This is a genomic window from Thermoactinomyces sp. DSM 45892 (genome assembly GCF_900107305.1).
GTDB lineage: Bacteria > Bacillota > Bacilli > Thermoactinomycetales > Thermoactinomycetaceae > Baia.
The window spans coordinates 39,312-62,682 of record NZ_FNPL01000013.1 but is presented as its reverse complement, the minus strand read 5'-3'; the positions used below and the strand labels follow the sequence as shown (position 1 = coordinate 62,682).

26 protein-coding genes and 1 riboswitch are annotated in these 23,371 nt (G+C 41.7%); of the genes, 5 read left to right on the top strand and 21 right to left on the bottom strand.

Annotation, left to right across the window (positions count from 1 at the left end; genetic code table 11):
* Together BLU58_RS11570 and BLU58_RS11565 are read left to right on the top strand one after the other, a co-directional pair.
* On the top strand, positions 1 to 711 hold the full coding sequence (locus BLU58_RS11570; RefSeq protein ID WP_093292370.1) for an SDR family oxidoreductase: 711 nt from the start codon (positions 1 to 3) through the stop codon (positions 709 to 711).
* 10 nt (positions 712 to 721) lie between these two features.
* On the top strand, positions 722 to 1,273 hold the full coding sequence (locus tag BLU58_RS11565; protein WP_093292369.1) for a hypothetical protein: 552 nt from the start codon (positions 722 to 724) through the stop codon (positions 1,271 to 1,273).
* A gap of 67 nt (positions 1,274 to 1,340) precedes the next feature.
* Here the strand turns inward: BLU58_RS11565 and BLU58_RS11560 are convergent, their stop codons facing one another.
* Entirely contained in the window at positions 1,341 to 2,489 is a 1,149-nt protein-coding gene (locus BLU58_RS11560) for a cation:proton antiporter (RefSeq protein ID WP_093292368.1), read from the bottom strand.
* Positions 2,490 to 2,838: 349 nt separating this feature from the next.
* Here BLU58_RS11560 and BLU58_RS11555 point away from each other — a divergent pair, with 349 nt between their 5' ends.
* Genes BLU58_RS11555 through ribD form a run of 3 tightly spaced genes read left to right on the top strand, consistent with a single transcriptional unit; the run spans position 2,839 to position 5,332 of the window.
* Complete coding sequence (locus BLU58_RS11555) at positions 2,839 to 3,423, top strand: TetR/AcrR family transcriptional regulator (protein WP_176786634.1); 585 nt, start codon at positions 2,839 to 2,841, stop codon at positions 3,421 to 3,423.
* Positions 3,420 to 4,610, top strand: a complete 1,191-nt coding sequence (locus tag BLU58_RS11550) for an FAD-dependent monooxygenase (RefSeq protein WP_093292366.1) — start codon at positions 3,420 to 3,422, stop codon at positions 4,608 to 4,610. Before BLU58_RS11555 ends, BLU58_RS11550 begins: the two co-directional genes overlap by 4 nt.
* Positions 4,607 to 5,332 carry a bifunctional diaminohydroxyphosphoribosylaminopyrimidine deaminase/5-amino-6-(5-phosphoribosylamino)uracil reductase RibD gene (gene ribD / locus BLU58_RS11545; protein ID WP_093292365.1) on the top strand — a complete coding sequence of 242 codons (726 nt, stop codon included), beginning with the start codon at positions 4,607 to 4,609 and terminating at the stop codon, positions 5,330 to 5,332. The genes BLU58_RS11550 and ribD overlap by 4 nt, the downstream gene beginning before the upstream one ends.
* Positions 5,333 to 5,434: 102 nt before the next feature.
* Here the strand turns inward: ribD and BLU58_RS11540 are convergent, their stop codons facing one another.
* The 20 genes from BLU58_RS11540 to BLU58_RS11445 all read right to left on the bottom strand — a co-directional run bounded on the left by BLU58_RS11540 (position 5,435) and on the right by BLU58_RS11445 (position 23,371).
* Positions 5,435 to 6,343, bottom strand: a complete 909-nt coding sequence (locus BLU58_RS11540; protein ID WP_093292364.1) for an EamA family transporter — start codon at positions 6,341 to 6,343, stop codon at positions 5,435 to 5,437.
* 86 nt (positions 6,344 to 6,429) lie between these two features.
* Positions 6,430 to 8,313 (bottom strand): ATP-binding protein, encoded by a 1,884-nt coding sequence (locus tag BLU58_RS11535; protein ID WP_093292363.1) that lies wholly within the window; start codon positions 8,311 to 8,313, stop codon positions 6,430 to 6,432.
* Positions 8,310 to 9,029: a response regulator transcription factor gene (locus BLU58_RS11530; protein WP_093292362.1), complete on the bottom strand. Its 720-nt coding sequence runs from the start codon at positions 9,027 to 9,029 to the stop codon at positions 8,310 to 8,312. Before BLU58_RS11530 ends, BLU58_RS11535 begins: the two co-directional genes overlap by 4 nt.
* An 11-nt stretch (positions 9,030 to 9,040) precedes the next feature.
* Positions 9,041 to 10,243, bottom strand: a complete 1,203-nt coding sequence (ccsB, locus tag BLU58_RS11525; RefSeq protein WP_093292361.1) for a c-type cytochrome biogenesis protein CcsB — start codon at positions 10,241 to 10,243, stop codon at positions 9,041 to 9,043.
* A 17-nt stretch (positions 10,244 to 10,260) separates the two neighbouring features.
* Positions 10,261 to 11,856 carry a cytochrome c biogenesis protein ResB gene (locus tag BLU58_RS11520; RefSeq protein ID WP_176786633.1) on the bottom strand — a complete coding sequence of 532 codons (1,596 nt, stop codon included), beginning with the start codon at positions 11,854 to 11,856 and terminating at the stop codon, positions 10,261 to 10,263.
* A 101-nt stretch (positions 11,857 to 11,957) separates the two neighbouring features.
* A complete protein-coding gene (locus BLU58_RS11515; protein WP_093292359.1) occupies positions 11,958 to 12,671 on the bottom strand; it encodes a pseudouridine synthase in 714 nt (237 codons plus the stop codon).
* A gap of 153 nt (positions 12,672 to 12,824) precedes the next feature.
* Positions 12,825 to 13,364, bottom strand: coding sequence for a spore maturation protein (locus BLU58_RS11510; RefSeq protein WP_093292358.1), 540 nt, complete (start codon positions 13,362 to 13,364; stop codon positions 12,825 to 12,827).
* 24 nt (positions 13,365 to 13,388) lie between these two features.
* Positions 13,389 to 13,991, bottom strand: a complete 603-nt coding sequence (locus tag BLU58_RS11505) for a nucleoside recognition domain-containing protein (protein ID WP_093292357.1) — start codon at positions 13,989 to 13,991, stop codon at positions 13,389 to 13,391.
* On the bottom strand, positions 13,984 to 15,159 hold the full coding sequence (locus BLU58_RS11500; protein ID WP_255404691.1) for a D-alanyl-D-alanine carboxypeptidase family protein: 1,176 nt from the start codon (positions 15,157 to 15,159) through the stop codon (positions 13,984 to 13,986). Before BLU58_RS11500 ends, BLU58_RS11505 begins: the two co-directional genes overlap by 8 nt.
* A 111-nt stretch (positions 15,160 to 15,270) precedes the next feature.
* Positions 15,271 to 15,768, bottom strand: coding sequence for a GerW family sporulation protein (gene ytfJ, locus BLU58_RS11495; protein ID WP_093292355.1), 498 nt, complete (start codon positions 15,766 to 15,768; stop codon positions 15,271 to 15,273).
* The gene (locus BLU58_RS11490) at positions 15,738 to 16,421 is read right to left on the bottom strand and encodes a DUF2953 domain-containing protein (protein ID WP_093292354.1); all 684 of its coding nucleotides are present in this window, start codon (positions 16,419 to 16,421) and stop codon (positions 15,738 to 15,740) included. Before BLU58_RS11490 ends, ytfJ begins: the two co-directional genes overlap by 31 nt.
* Before the next feature lie 47 nt (positions 16,422 to 16,468).
* Positions 16,469 to 17,050 (bottom strand): SMC-Scp complex subunit ScpB, encoded by a 582-nt coding sequence (gene scpB / locus BLU58_RS11485; protein ID WP_093292424.1) that lies wholly within the window; start codon positions 17,048 to 17,050, stop codon positions 16,469 to 16,471.
* Positions 17,050 to 17,802, bottom strand: coding sequence for a segregation and condensation protein A (locus BLU58_RS11480; RefSeq protein ID WP_093292353.1), 753 nt, complete (start codon positions 17,800 to 17,802; stop codon positions 17,050 to 17,052). The genes scpB and BLU58_RS11480 overlap by 1 nt, the downstream gene beginning before the upstream one ends.
* 21 nt (positions 17,803 to 17,823) lie before the next feature.
* Complete coding sequence (ribE, locus tag BLU58_RS11475; RefSeq protein ID WP_093292352.1) at positions 17,824 to 18,297, bottom strand: 6,7-dimethyl-8-ribityllumazine synthase; 474 nt, start codon at positions 18,295 to 18,297, stop codon at positions 17,824 to 17,826.
* A gap of 15 nt (positions 18,298 to 18,312) precedes the next feature.
* Positions 18,313 to 19,512 carry a bifunctional 3,4-dihydroxy-2-butanone-4-phosphate synthase/GTP cyclohydrolase II gene (locus tag BLU58_RS11470; RefSeq protein WP_093292351.1) on the bottom strand — a complete coding sequence of 400 codons (1,200 nt, stop codon included), beginning with the start codon at positions 19,510 to 19,512 and terminating at the stop codon, positions 18,313 to 18,315.
* 16 nt (positions 19,513 to 19,528) lie between these two features.
* Entirely contained in the window at positions 19,529 to 20,182 is a 654-nt protein-coding gene (gene ribE / locus BLU58_RS11465) for a riboflavin synthase (RefSeq protein ID WP_093292350.1), read from the bottom strand.
* Positions 20,183 to 20,368: 186 nt separating this feature from the next.
* A riboswitch (FMN riboswitch) is annotated at positions 20,369 to 20,508 on the bottom strand.
* A 212-nt stretch (positions 20,509 to 20,720) separates the two neighbouring features.
* The gene (locus tag BLU58_RS11460) at positions 20,721 to 21,647 is read right to left on the bottom strand and encodes a COX15/CtaA family protein (RefSeq protein WP_093292349.1); all 927 of its coding nucleotides are present in this window, start codon (positions 21,645 to 21,647) and stop codon (positions 20,721 to 20,723) included.
* Between the two features lie 96 nt (positions 21,648 to 21,743).
* On the bottom strand, positions 21,744 to 22,244 hold the full coding sequence (locus BLU58_RS11455; protein ID WP_093292348.1) for a GNAT family N-acetyltransferase: 501 nt from the start codon (positions 22,242 to 22,244) through the stop codon (positions 21,744 to 21,746).
* A gap of 121 nt (positions 22,245 to 22,365) precedes the next feature.
* Positions 22,366 to 22,659 carry a hypothetical protein gene (locus tag BLU58_RS11450; protein WP_093292347.1) on the bottom strand — a complete coding sequence of 98 codons (294 nt, stop codon included), beginning with the start codon at positions 22,657 to 22,659 and terminating at the stop codon, positions 22,366 to 22,368.
* A 121-nt stretch (positions 22,660 to 22,780) separates the two neighbouring features.
* Positions 22,781 to 23,371: a stage V sporulation protein SpoVABEA gene (locus BLU58_RS11445; RefSeq protein ID WP_093292346.1), complete on the bottom strand. Its 591-nt coding sequence runs from the start codon at positions 23,369 to 23,371 to the stop codon at positions 22,781 to 22,783.

Genomic DNA, 23,371 nt, shown 5'->3' with positions numbered 1-23,371 from the left:
ATGACTACACATTCGCCCATTAAAGCTGCTCTTGTGACAGGGGCTAGTAAAGGTCTTGGTAAGGAGATCGTGCGACGCTTTGCTTCCGCTGGGATTTATGTCCTAGCAACTGCTCGAAGTGTTGATAAGCTTGAACAGCTCGAAGAAGAATTCCCAGATCATGTTATAAGCTTCCCTGGTGATATCTCAGATAGCAATCATGTGAAAAACATGGTTGAACAAGTGATAGATTCCTTTGGACGACTTGATTTCGTCATTAATAATGCAGGCTTGGCCCATTTTGCACCCATTGAAGATCTAACGGAAAGTCAATGGGACGAAATGATGAATGTCAATCTCAAAGCAGCATTTCTAACTTGTAAATACGCTATCCCCTATCTTACGAAAACACAAGGCCACATCGTCAACATTTCGAGTGTGGCAGGAACAGAAGCATTTGCCCGTGGTGGCGGTTATTGCGCATCTAAATTTGGGATGATGGCATTATCGGATGCCCTAACCCAAGAATTAAAACCACACTATGTAAAAGTAAGTACACTCTGTCCCGGCTCTATCCAGACCGATTTTAGTTCGAATCCAAAGAGTTATTCCCTGCAGGCATCTGATGTTGCTGAATCTGTTTATCAGATTATCACAGCACCTGCCAATATGATTGTTGGGCGTGTCATCATGCGCCCAGTTGTACCCGTAGACTTTCAAAATAAGAAATGAGGATTTTTCGTTGAAACCTTTTGTAGTGGAAACAACCCTTCAAGCTCCTGTTGAATATATTTATGATTATCTCTGTGATGTCGAGCGCGAAATCGCAAATAATCAAGGAAAAATCATTGATGCAGCCTACGATACGGCAGAAGCTGGAGGACATCTCATCCTCTCCTATCAAGTCGATCTAAGCCTTGCTATCGTTCGAGAAGTCCTTCACTTTCAAGAAAAGATAAAAAACCAATCCATCCTCTCTCAATTTCAATACGAACGCTACTCGATCAGCGAACACATTCAACTACAGGCAGAGTCTGAAACGAGTACGCGAGTTCGAATTGAATATAAACCTAAATCAGATACGTTTTACAACTTTACAACATTTGGGATGAATCGGGTCGATGCCAAGCGAATGGCGGAACAGTTATGTAATCTAAAAGCCATCTCCATTCGAGATGTGGAGGACTTGTATCTTCGCACACAAAGTTCTTACTCTCCATTCCCGATACGCCATCAAGTTAGTAAAGAAGAGGTAAAAGAACGATTAAAGCGTAAGGCCATTATACGTGTGTAGGAAATGATCGTAGAAAACGAAACGGAGCTACCACTCCTGATATAATAGGAGGTTGGTAGCTCTGTTTTTACAGTTCATGATCTACTTCTAATTTCGCAAATACTCTCTTTAACAAAGGGGGTGTAATGAGAGTTGTCAGGATCACTACGGTAATAACAGCTGTGAAATACTCTTGCTTTAATAAATGGGACTCCAAACCTATCGCAGCAATAATAAGAGCCACTTCCCCTCTTGAGACCATCCCTGCACCAATTCCCAGAGCAGAGCGACGACGAAAACCGGTAAGCCTAGCTCCAAGGCCCGAACCGATTAATTTCGTCAAGACCGCAATAATAGTAAGGCCCACGATAAGCCAAAGTTGGCTCCCCATACCAGCAAACGAAACAGATAAGCCAATACTTACAAAAAAGATAGGCACAAAAAAGGCATATGCAATCGGCTCGATCTTCTGCTCAACCGAATGTCGATACGGAGTTTGAGAAATAGAAACTCCTGCGGCAAATGCACCGATTATGGCAGCAACCCCTAGAGACTCTGCCAAATAAGCAAAAAAGAAGCAAAGAACAAGTGCTGTACTCACCACAGACTCCGATACCCTCCAAGAACTAAACTTCTTCATCACCCACGGAACAACTTTCCATCCAAGCAATCCGATCGTGACAAAAAAGGCCAATTTCTTAAGCAGTACCATCCCTAAGCTAACATCTTCCGTAGTAAGGAAACTCATCATGACAGCCAAGCCGATCACTACTAAGATATCATCCAATACCGCCGCACCCAAGATAGTAGCACTCTCTCGGCTTTTTAAATGTCCCAGCTCTTTAAGCGTCTGCGCAGAGATACTAACCGAAGTAGCAGATAGCAATAAGCCTAGAAAAAGAGCATGGGACTGACTTAATTCCATCCCTAAGCCAACCAGATATCCTCCCAAAAGGGGAAATATAATGCCCCCCACCGCCACTGCAATCGAAGAATTTCGATTCTGACGTAACGATTTAACATCCGTCTCCAATCCTGCGATAAACATTAACAGGATTACTCCAATTTCACTGAGCTGACGAATCATATCTGACCCTTGAATCCATCCAAACACCGCTGGGCCAATGATAATGCCAATCAGCAACTTCCCAAGAACTGCTGGTTGCCCAAGCCTTATACTAATCTCACCCGCTATTTTCGTCGCAAGCAAAATAATTAAAATCTCTACAAATAACATGTAATACCTCCTTCCTCACAATCTCCTTAGTAGTACCGATGAAAAACAGCATCATATCCAACATCATCATCTTTTAAAATGGCAATAAACATAGCAAATCATCCCTCCTCTTCTCAATATACAAAAAGAGCCTGTCATGCAGGGAACTTTCCACCCAAAAATAGGCAGAAAAATCCCTGCATGACAGGCTCCTCCAAATTCAGTCGTATTTATTTATATTGTTATTATATTGTATCTCCCTTAGACAAGTAAAGATAATTTGGTAACTTGATGTTTATTCCGAAATAGAGTAAAATAATGACTGCGGTCATATATGACCATAGTCATTATTTTGGGTGGTGATTCATCTATGTTAAGAGAAGCCAAGAAAAAAGCTCTAAAAGAAAAAATTTTCTTGCAGTCTATGCGCTTATTTGTTGAAAAGGGATTTGATTATGTAACTATAGAGGAGATTACCCGATCGTGCGGGATTGCCAAAGGAACTTTCTATAATTATTTTCCTCAAAAAGAGTCGATTTTGCTTTATTTAGGCTCATCTCAGATGGAATTCATACAACAAAATATTTCCAAATATGCTCATCTAGAAATAAAAGAAAGGATCTTCAAACTCTTTGATGACCTCACTAGTCGTTATCTGGAACATCCAGAGCTGATAAGAGTTTTCCTATCAGAGATGATCCGGTCCTCTGGACTAATGAAAGAAGAGCAGAAAACGATTGATCACTTTAGATCGGTGTTAATGAAGCTGATTGATGAAGCTAAACAATCTAATCAAATAGTAGGAAATCCATCCTCTGAGCATGTTACCTCTGTGTTAATGGCTATATATTTTTATTCTTTAGTGAATTGGAGTATAGCCAATTCTGATAAAAAAGGGCTAAAGAGTATGATTCGCAATCAACTAGAAATCATTTGGAAGGGGGTTCATTCATGAAAAAAAAAGTCATTATAATAGGCGGTGGAATAGCGGGTCTCAGCGCTGCCATTGCTTTGCAGAAGCTTGGATTAGAAGTGAATATTTATGAGGAATATCCCGAGCGCAAGCCTGCTGGTGCTGGGATAGTGCTCGCATCCAATGCTTTAAAAGGATTAGATCATCTAGGCATTTATCAACAAGTTAAGAATCATGGCAGATCCATTCATGGACTTACAGTTTTAACAGAGAAAGGAAAACAATTATCTAAGCAAACCATTCCATCTCCATTTGAACAAGTATCCATCCACAGAGCCGATTTACATCTCCTACTAAGTTCGGCTATACAACCGAATACAATATATATGGGAAAGAAGTGTGTTCACTTTGAACAGAATGAAACTGGGGTAACTGTATTTTTTCAAGATCATAGTAAGACTACCGGAGATTTTTTACTTGCTACTGATGGTATACACTCTGTTATCCGAAAAAATTTACTACCTTCTACGCAACTTCGTTATGCAGGTTACACTTGCTGGAGAGGTATTATTACTCAAAGTAATGGCAATTGTATTCCAGAAGATACTACTGAAACCTGGGGACTCAAAGGGAGATTCGGTATAGTTCCATTACCTAATCAACAAATCTACTGGTATGCATTAATCAATGCACCTTATCAAAGCGTGCGACACTCTGCCTATCAAGTAAAAGATCTATTCGAACATTTTAAAGATTATCATGAACCGATTCCTAGTATTTTGAACGGTAATGCGAACAACAAGATGATTCATAATGATATTATCGATATTCCACCCCTTCAACGATTTGCCTTTCATCGCATCCTTTTGATGGGAGATGCTGCACATGCCATAACCCCAAATTTAGGACAAGGTGCATGTCAAGCTATCGAAGATTCGGTTGTCCTTGCTCATTGTTTGAAAAATAATCCATCTGTTCATGAAGCATTTGCTGAGTTTGAAGCCAAGCGATTATTAAGAACGGAAACAATCTCACGATATTCACGATTAGTAGGAAAAATAGCCCAAGTGAATAATCCATTTCTTTCTTTATTACGAAATACGCTAGTAAAACGAATACCTAAATCCGTGAACCGCAAGCAATTTGAATACCTGTATAAAGTTGACTTTCACTCACATTTGGGTAATACAACCAATAGTATCGCACAGAAACAGGGGGATGGATCGTGATCGTGAAACACCTAAAAAAGCTCAAAGAAGAAGCCGATTCCTACTATAAACAGACAGGGCTACCCTTTATCGTAATGAAGTCGGCGATGACACTAGATGGAAAAATCGCTACCTCAACAGGAGATAGCAAATGGGTAACAGGGGAGGCATCGAGGAATCATGTTCATGAATTACGGAACATCTACGATGGAATTATGATCGGCGTGGATACAGCTATAAAAGATCGGCCACAATTGACAACTCGCTTGCCCGATAGAAATCGGAGAAATCCAGTTCGGATCATCACAGACAGTCAACTACGCTTGCCACTTGATTCACCATTGGTAGATACGAGCGAGGCACAAACGTGGGTGCTTTGTACAGATGTAGCAGATATAGAGAAAGAAAAACAATTGGTGAAGTATGGGGTGAAAGTGCTTCGTACGGGTAATGGATCAAGAGTGGCATTACGCAGAGCAATGGAGAAACTCGGGGAAAATGGAATTCAATCTGTTCTGCTTGAAGGTGGGGGTCAGTTGAATTGGTCGATGCTGGAGGCTTCCCTAGTTCAGAAAGCAATGATTTTTATTGCTCCAAAATTACTGGGAGGAAAAGATAGTATTTCCCCGATTTCGGGTGAGGGATTTGCACAGATGGGACTAGCTGTTCGGCTGGACCGGCTTACGTTCGATCATTTTGGTGAAGATATTTGTATAAGTGGATACCCCATTTACGACATCTAACTTAGGCATCAGACTCTTATTGTTAACTATATATTATTCGAAATTTTAGGCTTATATGTTTAGAGGGGATAGCCCCCCTCCTGTCTTTTAGTCAGATAGATCTTACTCTGCTAATTTCATCTTCTTTTCACTACTAGCACGACGAAACTCAGAGAACCCGATCCCTACAAGGATAAGGATCGTTCCCATCCACTGGAACATCGAAACGGATTCACTTAATAAAAGGGCAGATGTTAAAATGACAACAGGTAGTTCGACTGATCCTAAGATCGAAGCCATTCCTGATCCAATATGTGGTATCCCAATCGCAAATAAATAGGAAGGAATGAGAGAACCAAATAACCCTAGTAAGAGTCCCCAAGCCCATAGACCATCCAATAAAGAACCGTCTACTAAAAAGGTTGGTGGGTAAATCCCACACATAGCAATTACGGTTCCTGTTATCATCCACGCTCCTCGAAGGGTAGGATGAACAGTTGGCGCCAACGTTCCATTAAAGTAGATAAATCCTGTATAACCAATGGCAGAGAGAAGGCCATAAAAAACACCAATTCCTGAAAGCTTAGATAGCTCCTCTACTGAGATACCCGCTGCCATACAGGTTCCCAGTAAAATCACACCGATCGAAATAAGTTCATGCTTCGTCGGTTTGCGGCGTGATTTGATACACTCGATCAACATCCCCATCCATGCAAACTGGAACATCAAAATAATAGCAAATGATGCCGGTGTTGTTTGTAGACATAAATAGTAGGTAACCCCTGTAATGGCAGAAAATGAACCACCCAATAATAGTGATATAAGATCTTTACGACTGATTCGTTTTTTTCTCCACTCTACGCGTCCCTTATATGCTAGGAACCACATACCTAGTGCCCCAACAAACACTTGGCTTCCTGATACTTGTGCAGGACTATATCCTTCTGCATAGGCTAATTTAACAAAGAGACTAATAAATCCGTATGAAATTCCGGCAATTAACACTAGTATGGATGCTTTAATACGACTCAACGTTAACCCCTCCTTATCACAAAACGAGGTAGACCTCTTGATAGGAAAAAATCCATAAAGAGGTCCACCTTGTTCGGCTTTTTTATCTAATTATCTTCCACTATTTGTGGAAGTTGAACACAGAATGTAGTACCAACGCCCAATTCACTGCGAACGGATATTTTTCCATTATGAGCATGTACCAAATGCTTGGCAATCGCAAGCCCAAGCCCTGTACCACCTAAAACTGTTTTTCTGGTTCGCGCTTTATCTGCCTTATAGAAGCGCTGAAAAACATATGGCAAATCTTCGGTTGGAATCCCCGTTCCTGTATCTTCGACTTCTAAGTATACATGATGATCTAGCCATTTGGCACGTACTGTTACTCTTCCATTTTCTGGCGTATGCTGAATCGCATTTCCAATTAGGTTGGTTAGGATTTGTTCGACACGGTCTTCATCCCAATACACGGTCGGGACACCTTCCTCTACTTCCCCAACCAATTCAATCTTTTTCTCACCCGCAAGTCCACTAAATTTACGAGTTACACGATCGACAAATGACCTCACAGGTAGCTCCGATAAAACGAGATCAATATGCCCTGCTTCCATTCTTGCTAGGTCTAGTAGCTCATTTACCAGTCGACTCATCCGCTGGGATTCATCATTGATAATCTGCGCTAACTCTTGACGCATCTCCGGAGAGTCTGCGATATCATCGAGCAATGCTTCACTGTATCCTTGTAACATAGAGAGCGGTGTGCGTAATTCATGTGACACATTCGCTACAAAATCTTTGCGCAATTTCTCTAAATGGCGCTCTTCCGTCACATCACGCATCACCGCAACAGCTCCACGTACTTGTTCACGTGCATACAACGGTGCCATGATCAGTTGCCAAGTTCGCCCTTGCTCCTCAATATCTCCCATCTGTTCCGCTTCATCTTCTAATACATATCGGAACACTTCCAGTAAGGTCGGAGGTAGGCTATTATTCTGTTTGAAATCTTGTGGATCACGATAAAGGTTTAGAAATCTCTCTGCTGGCGGATTCGACAAGATAATCTTCCCGTGCGCATTAATGCTAATTACTCCGTCTGACATACTACGAAGGATGCTAGTCAGCTGCTCTTTTTCGTGAGAAAGAAGATTAATTGACTCTTCCAATTGACCGGCCATCTGATTAAATGTCATCGCTAATTCCGCGATCTCATCTCGCTCATGAGCCCGAACCATCACTCGCGTCGAAAACTTCCCACGCGCCATCTTCTCGGCTGCTCTTTGCATCTGAATAAGAGGTTGTGTTATCCGTGTAGATAGGAAGAAAGCAAATACAGTCGTAAGCGCAATTCCAATCAGAGCAGAGTAAAAAATCCATTTCTTGATATCTTGCTCACTAAAAGCACCTTGCTTTTGAAACAGGACAATGGCCCCTTTGATCTTAGCATCTTTTAAGTAAGGAATTGCATAGACCAGTATTTGTCCGTCTTCAAATCCCCTCTCCACTAACTCAGTCTTCGGAAGCCGGAGCTTTCCAGTTCGTTTAGCAGTCGCGTCCTCAGATACTAACTCTTCTCGCAACTGATCCAGCTTCAAAACGCTTTTAATGCCATCCAAATATCTCTGCGTTTGAGCTGATTGATCAAAAAGTGGTTTTCCTTGGAAATCGGTAATAATGACATGCGTATGAAAATGACCCGCAATCTCGGTCACGATATCCACATATTCTTTTTCAATATTACGGTTGAACTCAGCTGCATTAATGCCTGGCTTTTGTCTAATGGAAGAAGGAATTCGCGAGTTAGCATGATTTTTAACACCTGTCAAACCGTTCTGAATCTCTTCCCCCACTTCTCCTAAGCTCTTGAGTTGATCCTGCTCATAAAACTGCTCTACTTGTTCACTTAAAAACACGCTTAGTAAAATCAGGACTAGAGATACCAAGACAATAATGGTAAGCCAAAGCTTCCCTACTACACTACGTAGAATCACTCTTTTGGCACCTCAAGTTTATATCCAACTCCCCAAACCGTCGTAATCATACTCGCTGCACGAGAGGAGGCACGATTTAACTTCTCACGAAGACGTTTTACATGTGTATCTACCGTTCGTAAATCACCAAAGAACTCATAATTCCAAACATCCCTCAACAATGTTTCACGTGTAAAAACTTTATCCGGGGATTTTGCCAGATAGTGTAAGAGCTCGTACTCTTTTGGTGTTAAGGAGATACTTTTCCCCCCTGCTTTTACCTCGTGTGCATCATGATCGATCGTCAACTCAGGGAAAACAATCACATTATGGGTATTGGTTTTCGTTGTTAGGTACGCAGTTGCTGATGCACGTCGCACTACCGCTTTCACGCGATGTACCAATTCACGAGGGCTAAAAGGCTTTACTACATAGTCATCGGTTCCGACTTCAAATCCATCTACTCGATTCGTCTCTTCTCCACGAGCAGTCAGCATGATAATCGGAGTTGCTTTCTTTTTACGAATCTCAGCACATACTTCAAGACCATCCATACCTGGCAACATCAGATCCAAAAGGATTAGATCATAATCTTTTTGGAATGCCTTCTCCAAAGCCTGCTCGCCATCTTCTGCTTCATCAATGATATATCCTTCTCTTTCCAAGTACATCCGGAGTAGGCGACGAATACGATCCTCATCGTCTACCACTAATATGGTTTGTTGATTATTATCCATAATTTCACCTCTTATGTGTAGGAATGCAAGCCTGAAATAACGAGATTGATTACAATCAAGTTAATTAAGATGATAGCAAAGCCAACTACTGCCAACCATGCTGATTTTTCACCATGCCACCCTCTCGATAAACGAAGATGGAGATAAGCACTATAAAACATCCATGTAATAAAAGCCCAAGTCTCCTTCGGGTCCCAACCCCACGGTCTGCCCCATGCTTGATTCGCCCAAATCATAGCAAAAATCAAGGCGCCCAATGTAAAAATAGGATACCCAATCACGATGGATCGGTACACGATTTCATCCATCAGTTCTAAATTTAACTTTTGCACCAGTGGATGAAGTAGCTTCCCTAATCGCTTCCGGGCAATCGCAAAGTAAATTCCATAGATGATCAATCCCGAACCAATCGACCAGAGAACCGAATTCAATTTACTCGCTGCTTTTTCTCCTTGAAAAATCTTAGGTGATTCAAAGAGCGGCTTGGACATCCCAGCAAATGAATCCATTTTTACAGTCTTACTTTCATAAGGTGAGACAATCGCCGGCAGTTTATACTCTTGCACAACCTCGACACCCTTATAAACATGCTTAAAAGTCGCTTGATATCCTGTCATTTGGAAGATCGTAGACACAATCGAAAAACTTCCAAACATGATCAAGACTAAGAATATCAATTCTAGAGAGACCGCCGCCTTGCTTTTATCACGATTCCCTACTTTATGGATGAGATAAACCAATCCAGCAACAAAGGAAACACCAAATAGTCCCTGACCAATCGCCGCCGTTGTCACGTGTATATATAACCAGCTACTCTGCAGAGCAGGGATTAGAGGTTGTACATCACGTGGAAATACAGTGGCATATGAAAGCAAGATCACGGCGATCGGCATAACAAAGGCGCCAAGTACAAAAGAGCGATAGATAAAAAACACAATTATAAAACCTAACACGACCGCAAAACATAGGAATGCAATAAACTCAAACATGTTACTTGTCGGGAAATGCCCACTAATCATGATTCGTATAACGATAAATGCAACATGCAAGGTAACTCCTACGATTGCGAGGATGAAACCTGCTTTCCCCCATTTTTTCACCCGTTCTGCATTGCCCTTCTTTTTAGCACCTGATACACCGACTAAAAAAGCAACCGCTGAGAACAAATATAAAAAGAATGTGGCAAACAGGAAGTACTCCATGATCGTCTTCATGATCGCACCTCTCTTTCCTACTCTTTTTCATTTTCTACTAGTCCAAATACCTGACCGATTGGCTTGCCCACCATTTCCAACTCACGACGTAGAGCAAACCAGTTCTTATTTGTGTGGGCCCCTATATATAGGACTCCATCTTCGACACGTGCCCATACCCGGCGGTGTTGCCAATAGGATCCCATTGTGACACCAATCATAAAGATGATACCACCGATCAAATAGACCCATAAACTTTTCTCTGCACGAACCATTAATCCAGTCTGGTTAGCGAGATCAAAACCGGCCAAATCAATACCATATTGATTTCCTTCCGGATCTGGAAGACGCTCTCCCGAAATCACCCAGGATTTCTCTTTCTTCCCATCTGGATTTTGAATCGTAAAGATGAAAGCTGGTTTATTTGGTTCTTGAGATTTTGTGATGGGGCGTTGATTTTCAATAGCAAAATCAGGGTAATACTCTTCCATTCGTACTTTCAGATCTCCCACTTGATAAACCTGATTCAACGAAATATCGTGAAAGACTACTGTAAACTGACCTTTACTCTGATTCGTATTTTTATCCGTGATGCCAAGCTTAATACCGCGAAGTTGCTGAGGCTGAAAATCACTCTGCAAGAGATTTAATCCTTCATATGTTAGGGGATCATTTACCTGAATGTTATGCCTAGTAACTTCTTTCATTTCATTACTACCTGGCACTTTTTTCAGCAAAACCGCATCTGTTTGATACTTCTTAATTACCGCTCCCCCACCGCTTCTCATAGCTGGAGGTAGTTCTTCAGGACGATAATACTCGGCAACGGTTTTCTCATTTTTAACATAGTACTGCGTTTGGGGTACACGTTTGGTTTCACCCTCTACCAAGTTAACAAATGAATCGATATTCCAACCTGGTATAAACCGCAGGAGAATCCCAAATAAGAAGATAATAAGTCCAATATGATTAATATAAGGGCCCCATCGACTAAAACGCCCTTTTTCCGCGAGAATGGCCTTCCCATCACGCTGAATGTGGTAATGGTGCTTCTTGAGCTGTTGCTCTAACTCCGCTAATTTCGATTCTTCTTCATCCCTTGCCACTTCTGCTGCCACGTGAATCCGCTGACGTTTCATAAACTCAATATTTTTAATCACTTTTTGTCCCTTTAATGCCTTATATAAAGGAACAACGCGATCTAAACTACATATGACCAACGAAATCCCAATCATAGCGATTAGGCTAGCAAACCACCACTGTGAATACATCTTTGAAAGCCCTAATTGATAAAATATCGTACCCCACCAACCGTACTCCTGTTGGTAAAACAACTCCTTAGAAGCCGCCCCTACAAACTCTTCTTGTGGGAAGATCGTCCCAACAGATGAGAGGACTAAGGTAATCACAATCAGGCTAATGGCTACTTTCACTGATGAGAAAAAGGCCCAGACACGGTCAAACAGCGACATGACTGATTGCTGAGAGCGTCTTGCTGCCCCCTCATACCTCATCTCATTTTCAATCGAGGATTTCTCTATCACTTCCTGCTGAAGTGGCTTTCCGCAGTACTCACAAAGAATCGTACCGACGGGGTTATTATGACCACATTCGCATTTGGTGTTTTCGACCATTCTCCTCCCCCGTTCCGTTCCTACACTCATAAATCCAATTTCATTATATCGTTACATCCTTCACAAACTTTGATTACAAATTTGAAGATTATTTGAACATACTATCGTAGCATACGATTTAATTTCTCGATCTCTGCTTTCGTCAATTCACGTTTATCCCCAGGATTTAAGCCTTGTAAGTGAAGAAAAGCATACTTGGTCCGAATTAAGTGGAGAACAGGATAGCCAATTACTTCACACATACGACGAATTTGGCGATTCCGACCTTCATGAATTTGAATCCGAAGTTTGCTCTTTTCGGGATTGGCTTGCATCATACGCACTTCAGCAGGAGCGGTCATGCCATCCTCTAAACGGACTCCTTTGCGAAGTTGTTCTAATTCTTCATCTGTCGGCTTGCCTTTGACCGTCGTTATATATACCTTGTTCACTTCGTAACGAGGATGAGCTAAACGGTTAGCAAGCTCCCCATCGTTTGTCATGAGTAATAATCCCTCTGTCTCGTAATCTAAACGACCTACGGGATAGATCCGTTCAGGAACATCGGCAAAGTAATCTACAACCGTTTTACGGCCTTCCGGATCACTCATGCTCGTAATGACAAGCTTAGGTTTATAAAAGACAAACGTGCGCTTCTTCTCTTGTTTGATATGCTTTCCATTTACTTCGATCCAATCTTGGTCTGGATCGACCTTCGTTCCTAATGTCTGTACAACTTGTCCATTTACTTTTACCTTCCCTTGTAGGATCAACTCTTCACTTTGTCTGCGTGAAGCAATCCCTGCTTGGGCAAGTACTTTTTGTAAACGCTCCATTATTACACCTCATTTGTCATCATAGCCGTTTCGACCGGAGCTTACACTCATATTGATGATAGCAGAACTTGAGTGACGAATCTAATTTTATTCTAAAAAGCAAAATGAGTGCTATTTTACACATTGGTAAACTAGCACTCATTTTATTTGAATTTACAATGCTCCAAACATAATGGTACAGATGATGAGTGAAGCGACAAATCCGATCAAGTCAGCTAGAAGCCCGACTTTTAAAGCATATAATGATTTCTTAACGCCAACAGCGCCGAAGTAGACAGTAATGACATATAAAGTCGTATCCGTACTTGCTTGTATCGTAGAAGCTAGCTTTCCCATGAAAGAATCGGGGCCAAAAGTATGAAAGATGCTTTCTACAAATGCAAGCGAGCCCGTTCCAGAGATCGGTCTTAGGATTCCGATAGGCAGGATATCAGGGGGGATATGTAACCAATTGGCAAGTGGCACTAATGCTTGTAAGTAAAAATCGAGTGCTCCTGTATCTCGAAATACGGCTACAGCAAACATCATACCTACTAAGTGTGGGATAATCTGGATCGCTGTGGGAAAACCTTCTTTTGCTCCTTCCACGAAACTTTCGTATACAGGAACTTTCCGAAACAATGCATAGAGGGGGATAAGCACGATGATGGCAGGTAGCATATAGTTGGATATAGCCGAGATTATTTCATACAATGGATCCCTCTCCTTTGCATTTCTTTACTTCTTGTATGTATTTAGTCCTCTAAAATGACGATGCCGGTAATAGCGGTCCAATAAAACAGCACCACCTGTAGCGACGATCGTAGCCAAAAGGGTAGGACCGATAATTTCAGTCGGATTAGCAGAGTCATATTTCATTCGAATCCCAATCATCGTAGCCGGTATTAGCGTTAATCCAGATGTGTTTAAAGCTAACAAGGTGCACATCGCAGGAGTTGCTTTATGAGGCTCTGGATTTAGCTTTTGTAGCTCTTCCATTGCCTTAATCCCCATCGGAGTAGCAGCATTCCCCAATCCAAACAAATTAGCACTCATATTGGATAAAATATAGCCCATCGCTGGATGATTTTCGGGCACACTTGGAAATAGCAATTTGGCAATGGGTCTCAGAAATTTTGTGAGCTTCTTCAGAAGTCCTGAATCCTCTGCAATCTTCATCATTCCTAACCAAAAAACAAGAATACTGATAAGCCCAATACATACCGCAACAGCATCTTTGGCGCCCGTTAGTGCGGCAGATGTAACTAGATCGATCTTTCCTTGAAGGACAGCAGCGATAATCCCACTTACGATCATAAATACCCAGATATAATTAATCACCTTGCCCCATCCTTCCACACATAAATGCCAATACTTCCATCCAACTATTTAAGATGCTTGGGTCTTGTGTGAATTTACTGTAGATCGGAACAATCCCTACTAACTCTTGTTCAAAGTAGACTTTCGCTGTTCCAACCAATACTCCATTTTTCTCTACTTTCTCTAAGGGATAACTTACGGTGGATTCCATTTTTACTTGGCTGGTCTCTGAGTTTTGTAGTGGAAAGGATAAGGACTTTCCAGCCACAAGGATTAAACGCTTTTTTTCCTTATTTACCATCTCCGTAGAGGTGATTTTCTGATCTTTCTTCACTACTTCCCTAAGCTGAAAGTTTTGGAATCCATAATCAAACAAATTCATATGATCTTTCCAGTCATCTCCATCATTTAAGGTGACTGCAATTAACTGTTGTCCATCTTTTGTCGCCGAAGTAACAAGAGTTCGCTTAGCCTGTTTCGTATACCCTGTCTTAACCCCATCTGCAAAGGGATACATTTTCAACAGTTTATTTTTGTTTAGTAGCGTACGTTTCCACTCTTCACCCGGCCACTCCACCGTCTTTAACTCCGTTTTAACAATTTGCTGAAAAATAGGATTTCGGAGAGCATACTGGGTTAATAATGCAAGATCCTTCGCAGATGAATAATGCTTCTCTTCATCTAGTCCATGCGGATTTGTAAAATGAGTATGTTGAAGCCCTAATTCTTGTGCCTTCTCATTCATTAAATAAACAAAACCTTCCAAGGAACCGCCAATATGCTGTGCAATCGCAGTAGCAGCATCATTTCCGGAACGTAACATCAGCCCGTATAAAAGCGCCTCTAGAGGTACTTTCTCGCCCGCTTTTAAATAAATAGAAGATCCTTCTACACCCACCGCACTGGGCTGAATCGTAACCAAGTCTTGTAGATCTCCTTTTTCGACCGCAAGGATAGCTGTCATAATCTTCGTCAGACTTGCAATTTTCATCTCATCATTTTCTTTTTTTGCGTATAGGACTCGTCCCGAAGTTTGATCTAATAAAATCGATGCAGCAGCACTATCTCCCATTTTAGCGGAGATTTGCTGTGCTTGATTTTGATTTTCTTGGCTATAAATGGGTGTGGGAAACATCGTGCAAACCATACAAATGATGCAAAGTCCGGTGATAATCCGCCACTTCTTCACTACATCCACCTCGTCCACCATAGGGGTTTGTACCATTTATATGCGGACAGGATCTCGTTATGATGGAACAAAAAAAGAATATGGCCTTTATCTCCATATCCTTTCTTCAATCTATTCACATTCAGGATGGCATCCACCATCATGAGAATGGTGATGTTTTTTCCTCGAGAATCGTTCAAACAATTGAGGTACAGAGTCGATTAGACGATCATACAAATGGTTAGCGCCCTCTAAATTAAGAAGGCGAATACCGTGGGGACCTACTACGATGAACGCAACAGGAGTAATCGATACCCCGCCCCCACTACCCCCACCAAATGGGTAGTGTTGTTTATTAGATCCAGAGTTAGACTCATCTCTACGTTCACTTCGACGGTCTGTAGAAGTCTCTGAACGAGATGAACGGGTTTCTTGGGTTTGTATTTTTCCAAGTCCTACAAATTCAGAACCACCTGCAGCAAAACCAAATCCTACTTTTGACACAGGGATGATGATTTGACCATCAACCGTTTCCACTGGCTCACCAATGATGGTATTTACATCAATCATTTCTTTCAAATTTTCCATTGCCGTCATCATCAAGCCTTGAATTGGGTGCTCGCCTGCCATGTCCGTTCCCTCCCTTTTCGCATTTGGATCCAGAGACGGGTCACTACAACGATAGCATGCCACACCCGAAAGCAAAGTATACAATGAAAATACATATTGAAAGCAAGTTGATTAAAATGGGGGATCACATCAATCTCAGGCGCTTTTTTCCACTTAATATAATTTCCAACTGCACTGATTAAAAACGATTTGATTCCCCAAACAAGGCCCGTTAGCACTCCAGCCTCAGCGGCATCCCCAGTACCTACTTGGGTCTTCCATTCTAAGTTCTTACAACATATCTTAGAACAAAAATAGCGAATTAACGGAAAGAAATCTTGTACTCTTTCCAGTATCTCTGAAAATCGCTCTCTTGCATTTTGAAACCCAGACCAATTCATTCTTTCCTTGCTTTTCCCAGAATGCACGGTGGAGTTACCTGCATTCGCGTCCCAGTCGGATTGATACGTGATCCCTTTTTCTGGGTCAACATCCATATTCATCTCCGAAATCCGCATCGTATAACGGATAAGCCCATAAAATACCTTTATACGAACGGCTCCATCATCCATCTTGCCTTCACGTTGATATTCCAATTCAATTTGAATGTTGGAACATACAATCAAGATAAGTACAATAAATAAAATAAGAAAAACCCAAGAAAGAATTTGCACGCACCTCACCTACCCATAATAGGTAGTATGAGCCTGAATAATGGGGTTTAAACCTTCTCTACACCTAAGCGCTCAAATAACTCATGACGTTCCTGCTCCATCTCTTGCCAGTTAAAAAGGCTATCTGGTGCAGGTAAATCCTCCAATCGATTTAAACCGAAATACTCAAGAAATTCTTTGGTTGTACCTAGTAAAATCGGACGACCCGGCCCTTCCGCGCGTCCTGTTTCTCGGACTAGCCCTTTTCGTTGCAGTAATTGAACGGTACGATCTGTCTTCACTCCCCGTATCTCCTCAATTTCCAAGCGTGTAATCGGTTGGCGATATGCGATAATCGCCAACGTTTCCAAAGCCGCACGCGATAATTGGGATCTTGTGGGTGCACTGGCCAGCTTCTCAAAGTATTTATTATGCTCTGCAAGAGTGGTCAACTGGTATACTTTTGCCACTTGAACCATCTGAATTCCTCGTTGGTCTAATTTCCACTCCATCATCATCTCATTCACAAACATTTGAACCTCTTGCTTGGACAACTCCGTAATCTCAGATAACTCTTTTACACTTAGCCCCTCATCCCCAGCCGCAAATAGTAAACCTTCGATAATCGCTTTCCATTCTCTGTTTTCTATCATGAGGTCGCCTCCTGCACAAACGGTTCGATCAAGATATCAGCAAAAAGATCATATTGGCTACACCTGATCCGTTTCGTCTTCATTAATTCAAGAAGGGCCAAAAAAGTAGTAATAACTCGCTCCCTACTCATCTTCATCCAGTCTAGCAGCGACGTAAATAAAATCCGCCCCTGAATCGCTAATTCCTGAACAATTTCCTCCATGCGATCACTTACTGAGATTTCCTCTCGTGCCAGCTTGGTCATGGGCTCATTTTTAGGTGAATGGCTCTGAAGAGCAACGACAAATGCTTGTAAGAGGTCATCCGTTGTCAAGCCCGCTACTGGATTTTCAACGGGAGCAAAGGAGCTTAGATCTGTTGGCATTCGCGTATAGACACGACTCCTCTCTTCTTCCTGCCCCCGTAACATTTCCCCTAATCGTTTGTACCGTTTGTACTCCAACAACTTCTCAACTAACTCTTCCCGAGGATCCATCCACTCATCATCCATAAAGCCGTGTGCTTCTTCGAAGATCTCTTGTTTTGGAAGTAACATCCGGCTCTTAATCGCTAATAATGTAGCAGCCATCACGATAAACTCACTTGCCATCCCTATCTCATAATGGTTTGCTTCTTGAATCATGCTCATATATTGATCTGTAATCTGAGAAATGGGCACTTCATAGATATCCAACTCGGATTGATCAATCAGATGAAGTAATAAATCCAGAGGGCCTTCAAACGAATTCAATTTAAATTTTACTTCCACAGGTATTCATCACGACTTTCTTTATCCGAGTAATTCGCGTTGTAGGCTTGCCATCTCAATAGCCCCTACCGCTACTTCATACCCTTTATTCCCTGCTTTCGTTCCCGCTCTCTCAATGGCTTGTTCAATATTCTCCGTAGTAATAACGCCAAACATCACAGGTAGTCGGTGGCGAACACTTGCACTCGCTACTCCCTTCGCTACCTCATTACACACATAATCATAATGGGTAGTTGACCCACGGATTACGCACCCTAATGTAATAATCGCATCATATTTCTTAGAAGCCGCCATCTCTTCTACGATCAGCGGAATCTCAAACGCGCCTGGTACCCACGCTATCTCTATATTCTCCTGTTCTGCGCCATGACGCAAGAGGGCATCTTTAGCACCACCCAATAATTTGCTCGTAATAAACTCATTAAATCGGGCTACCACAATCCCAAAGCGATATCCTTGCGCAACTAATTTACCTTCATATACTTTTTCTATCATAAAAATTCCTCTCCTTTATACCCACTGTAATTGATGACCTAATTTTTCTTTCTTTGTGACTAAATAACGTTTATTTTCTGTATATGGATGAACTTCAATCGGTACTCTCTCTAATACTTCAATCCCAGACTGTTGTAAACCCGATACTTTTCTAGGATTATTCGTAATCAAATGAATCTGATCGACACTTAGATCACGTAAGATCTGCGCTGCACTATGGTAGTCGCGCTTGTCATCTGGAAATCCAAGATGCAGATTGGCTTCCACCGTATCAAGACCTTGGTCTTGTAATTGGTAAGCACGCATCTTATTTAACAGACCGATTCCACGCCCCTCTTGAGGGAGATAAATTAAGATGCCACTGCCATTTTCTTTGATCATTAATAGTGATTCATGCAGTTGCACACCACAATCACAACGCCGGGAAGTAAATAAATCGCCGGTCATACATTCCGAATGAACCCTAACTAAGACAGGCTTTTCTGGATCTACAACTCCTTTTACCAATGCGATATGCTCTTTCCCATCAGGAGCCGTGTACGCAATCATCCGAAAATCCCCGTATTCCGTTGGAAGATGAATCTCTTCACGCCGCTCGACAGTTGGCTCTTGTGCTAAACGATATTGGATTAAATCTTGAATGGTAATCATTTTGAGGTTCCATTTCGTTGCAAAGGGGATTAGATCTGGAACGCGAGCCATCGTTCCATCCTCATTTAAAATCTCACAGAGTATACCAGCCGGTGAGGAACCACAAAGCCTTGCGAGATCAACTGCTGCCTCTGTATGCCCCGGTCTCTCGATGACTCCACCTTCTCTTGCAATTAGAGGGAAAATGTGACCAGGTCGCCGAAAATCATGTGCTTGTTTAGTCTCGTCCATGAGATCAAGCACTGTTTGAGAACGTTCAAAGGCAGAAATCCCCGTGTGTGAAGCTTGAGAGTCAACTGAAACAGTAAAAGCAGTTCCGTGTTTGTCCGTATTCTCATTTGCTTCAATCATGTAAGAAAGCTCCAATTGTTTCGCTCTCTTCGCTGTGATCGGCACACACACAAGTCCACGCCCTTGAGAAACCATAAAATTAACTAACTCCGGCGTTGCATATTCAGCAAGCGCTACGAGGTCCCCTTCATTTTCTCGATCTTCGTCATCCACCACGATAATCATTTTCCCTTGCTTTAGGTCGGCTATCGCTTCTTCAATCGTATGGAACATCTATCGTCTCCCCCTTTTATAGAAAACCAGTTCTTTGTAAAGTCGTAAGTTGTACTCCATCGGATGTGATCGTTGGCTCTGAGTAAACCCCAGTCCACTTTGCTATATATTTGGCCATCATATCGCACTCGATATTGACTCGATCGCCTGTTACGAGAGAACCAAACTGCGTTTCTCGCATAGTGTGTGGAATCAAAGAGACAGAAAAAGTTGTATCTGTCACCTCGACTAAGGTTAGACTTGTGCCATTAATTGCAATAGAGCCTTTAGGAATCATAAACTTGGTCCAGCTTGGTTCGATTTCAAATTGAAATAAGACTGCATTCTCTGCAGGTTGTTTCTTTATAAGCTTTGCTATTCCATCGACATGTCCCTGAACGAAGTGCCCTCCCATTCGATCACCCAGAGCCACAGCACGCTCTAAATGAACTGGATCATCGGAACGAAGAAACTGTAAGCAAGTCCTTTGATATGTTTCAGGCATCACATCAGCATAGAAAAAGCCATGATCCATTTTGGTAACCGTAAGACAAACACCATTTACCGCAATGCTGTCGCCTAGCTTTGTCCCTTCCAAAACTTTGTGGCACCCAATCACTAACACCTGTGTCTGGCCAACAGTGCGGACACGAGCTACATAGCCCACTTCTTCGATGATTCCTGTAAACATGGATCTATTCACCTTCTTTTGTATATAGTTGCATAAAAAACCCCAACGATTTTTTCGCTGGGGCTGTCTTTAGGTATGGGAAAGAAACGTTACGACTATTACTTATTTTGCTATTTTATACACAGCAAAATAAACCTTGAAAGATTGAGTTTTTGAAAAAAATCAACGCTCAAGGAGTCGTTCCATATCATCCTTCTCCCATCCAGACTATACTGTCGGCTCCGGAGTTTCACCGAATCCACCGCTAAAAGCGGGTCACGGGCTAAGGCGCATTTATATACGCCATCACCGCCGGTAGGGAATTTCACCCTGCCCCGAAGGATGTAACATTGGTATTAAATTGTGATTTGTATAACAAGTCAAGTATATCTTGTGGGGAAAAAATTGTCTAGGGATTACATTGCCGATCATCATGATGAAATGAACGCGGTATTCAAATTCATAGAAAAAGCACCTCTCAACTGTTGGATTTTATTTCGTGTCCAACAGTTGAGAGGTGCGGTTCATTTTTTATAAGCTTATGCAAAGTTATCGTAATTTATCTCTTCTTCCACGGTGCACCAGCCAACATACACAAATAACTGATCGCAGTAAAGTAAATCGTAATAATCGTAGTATGAACCAGGGCGGCCATCAACACTCCACCTGTTTTAACTGTTACAATTCCAGCTATTGCTTGCAAGGTAATAAGAATCATCGCAATCCAACTACCTTGTACAAAATCTCGATTATCGCGATACTTCCGAAGAACAACAACTAATAGCCACAAAGTTAGCAGAAAGAGCAAAATCCCTGCATATCGATGAAGCATGTGAATCTCCGCAGTGGATCCAAATCCAGGGAATTTCGTCACCCCACAACTAGGAAAATCATAGCCACAACCCATCGTTGCCTCCATATGACGAACGAGCGCTCCACTGTATACAGCAATGTATGTATACGTCGCCAATCCCCATACACTCCAACCAAATCCTCGACTTAAAGGCGTGCCAGAACTTTTATCTGGCTTTCTATCACGGAGTCGAAAAAGTTGAATAGCCAACAGCATCACACTTGCGAACGAAATAAGAGAAAAACCAAAATGAAGTGCCAACATAAATTTTTTGATAAAAGGACCTTCAAACATAACAGTTAAAGCTCCTAAACCACCTTGTAACAGAACAAAAAATACGCTCATGGCTCCAAATAGCTTCACGCGAAAGTTATCACGATAAATCATCCACGACCAGATCGTAAGCGCAAGAATGAGTATGCCAGCTGCTGACGAAATAATTCGATGACTATACTCGATAATCGATTCAAGCGGCATCGATTCTGGAATCAACTCTCCCTTACAGATCGGCCATGAGTTTCCGCACCCTTTTCCTGAGCCCGTCTTAGTCACAATCGCACCCATCAGTAACATGAAATATGAAACGAGTGCTGTGATAACAGATAAAAAGCGCAATGTAGCATGCTTTTTCATGTAAATCCCCTCTTCAAAGGAATATATGTGAAATTCATCACTAATTGTAACATAAGGGTCAGGATTAGGCTTTATCGACACAAAGTAGACACAAAATCAACCAGCTTGATTTTGTGTCCAAATCATCTTAGTTGTTTGAATTTTTTTATCAAAAAAAAGATCTACATATTCGTCTATAATCCGAAAGCCCATAGACTGATAAAAATCAATGGCTCGTTTATTTTCAGTAGAAACTTCTAATTCGATCTCTTTTGCACTTTGAAGGCACTCCTCCTGCATGGCATATTGGAGTAAACTTTTCCCTAACCCTTGTCCAATATATGCGGGTAAAAGGTAAATCGCAATCAGATGCGACATTCCAGTCTCATTTGTTTTCGAAAAGTTGGAGAACCCGACTAATTGATCGTCTTGCTCCACTACGTAAAGATAAGTGTTATGTAACCTGTGTTCCATACTAGGTATACTATACGCTTGGTCGAGAAAACGTTGGATTAAATTCGCTGGAATTATGTCACGATAAGTATAATGCCAAGATTGCTGTGCTACTTGTTGTACTGCGGATAAATCATCTCCCGTTGCTTTTCGTATGTTAAACATATATCTCACTCCTATGATGTAGAGGAATATTTTTTATAAGTGTTAACACAAGGAGCCATGAGTCGAGTTACATTCAAGCCACATTCTCTGAACACAAACTCAAACAATCGATTCAATCAGCTTACGCCTTTTTCTTAAGCTTCCAAACTTCCTTCTCCGTTGCATACTGGCGATCGATTAAGAATTCAATGTTGTCCTTCGTAGCTGACAAGTCATCTTTCATAATGGACATATCCTCTTCTATCGTAGAAAGTCTGTCGTCCATCTTAGACAATCTCTCATCCATCTTAGACAATCTCTCATCCATTTTAGACTGCTTCTCATCCATTTGGTCGAGCTTCTCATTGTTCTTCCCTACCATTCCAACTAACTGAGCCACCATATCCCCTATTTGATCAAGATCGTACCTTGACATAACAAATCCTCTCCCCTAAACAATCGAACTGTGAATTTTTGTAATTGTAACATAGGAACTATTCCTTTACAACGAAATATATCCAACAGATTTCACATAGTGAGCATCGATTGGATTCTCTTTATATATCAACAATTCCAGTATTCTTTTGATAAATATCTAATAATAGTTTAATTGCCTTCGTAGTAACAGGAGCTCCTATTTTATAATAATCGTACCTTCGCATCTTCCCGACATCACCGATTCCGATGATGATCGGAATTTGAATCGCATTTAAAATTTCTACGGTGTCTCCGTAGATTCGAAGTTCTTCATTATACTGGGGTTTCCCATATTTATCAACTGGATGACTAATCACATTTCCATGACAATCTAGAGCCATATGGACAGGTGTCCCTCGGCTCTTCATACAGTTTGAAGCAACAGCAATCGCACCGATTACTTCGATGCTTTCATGATTCGCTACATATCGTAATGCCCTTTCTCCAAATCCTTCCTTGGCATTTCCACAGTCATCAAACATCACGATAACTGGATCGTATTTCGCCCGATGGATCAGTTTCACAAGCTCAGGTCCTGAAAGATGGGTCGGGTTACCCGCAGAGAGGGAGATCACGCGTCCATGAATTCGTTTAGCTACTTGTTCCAAAGCTTCTTGAGCAACCTGATCTCCATCTGTCACGACAATCACTTTTCTTCTTTGGTGATCCAT

Coding starts and splice junctions, on each gene's coding strand:
- BLU58_RS11570 (WP_093292370.1), top strand. CDS start 1: ATGACTACACATTCGCCCATTAAAGCTGCTCTTGTGACAGGGGCTAGT.
- BLU58_RS11560 (WP_093292368.1), bottom strand. CDS start 2,489: ATGTTATTTGTAGAGATTTTAATTATTTTGCTTGCGACGAAAATAGCG.
- BLU58_RS11555 (WP_176786634.1), top strand. CDS start 2,839: ATGTTAAGAGAAGCCAAGAAAAAAGCTCTAAAAGAAAAAATTTTCTTG.
- BLU58_RS11550 (WP_093292366.1), top strand. CDS start 3,420: ATGAAAAAAAAAGTCATTATAATAGGCGGTGGAATAGCGGGTCTCAGC.
- BLU58_RS11530 (WP_093292362.1), bottom strand. CDS start 9,029: ATGGATAATAATCAACAAACCATATTAGTGGTAGACGATGAGGATCGT.
- ccsB (WP_093292361.1), bottom strand. CDS start 10,243: ATGAAGACGATCATGGAGTACTTCCTGTTTGCCACATTCTTTTTATAT.
- BLU58_RS11520 (WP_176786633.1), bottom strand. CDS start 11,856: ATGGTCGAAAACACCAAATGCGAATGTGGTCATAATAACCCCGTCGGT.
- BLU58_RS11515 (WP_093292359.1), bottom strand. CDS start 12,671: ATGGAGCGTTTACAAAAAGTACTTGCCCAAGCAGGGATTGCTTCACGC.
- ytfJ (WP_093292355.1), bottom strand. CDS start 15,768: ATGGCAGGCGAGCACCCAATTCAAGGCTTGATGATGACGGCAATGGAA.
- ribE (WP_093292352.1), bottom strand. CDS start 18,297: ATGATAGAAAAAGTATATGAAGGTAAATTAGTTGCGCAAGGATATCGC.
- BLU58_RS11470 (WP_093292351.1), bottom strand. CDS start 19,512: ATGTTCCATACGATTGAAGAAGCGATAGCCGACCTAAAGCAAGGGAAA.
- ribE (WP_093292350.1), bottom strand. CDS start 20,182: ATGTTTACAGGAATCATCGAAGAAGTGGGCTATGTAGCTCGTGTCCGC.
- BLU58_RS11460 (WP_093292349.1), bottom strand. CDS start 21,647: ATGAAAAAGCATGCTACATTGCGCTTTTTATCTGTTATCACAGCACTC.
- BLU58_RS11455 (WP_093292348.1), bottom strand. CDS start 22,244: ATGTTTAACATACGAAAAGCAACGGGAGATGATTTATCCGCAGTACAA.
- BLU58_RS11450 (WP_093292347.1), bottom strand. CDS start 22,659: ATGTCAAGGTACGATCTTGATCAAATAGGGGATATGGTGGCTCAGTTA.
- BLU58_RS11445 (WP_093292346.1), bottom strand. CDS start 23,371: ATGGATCACCAAAGAAGAAAAGTGATTGTCGTGACAGATGGAGATCAG.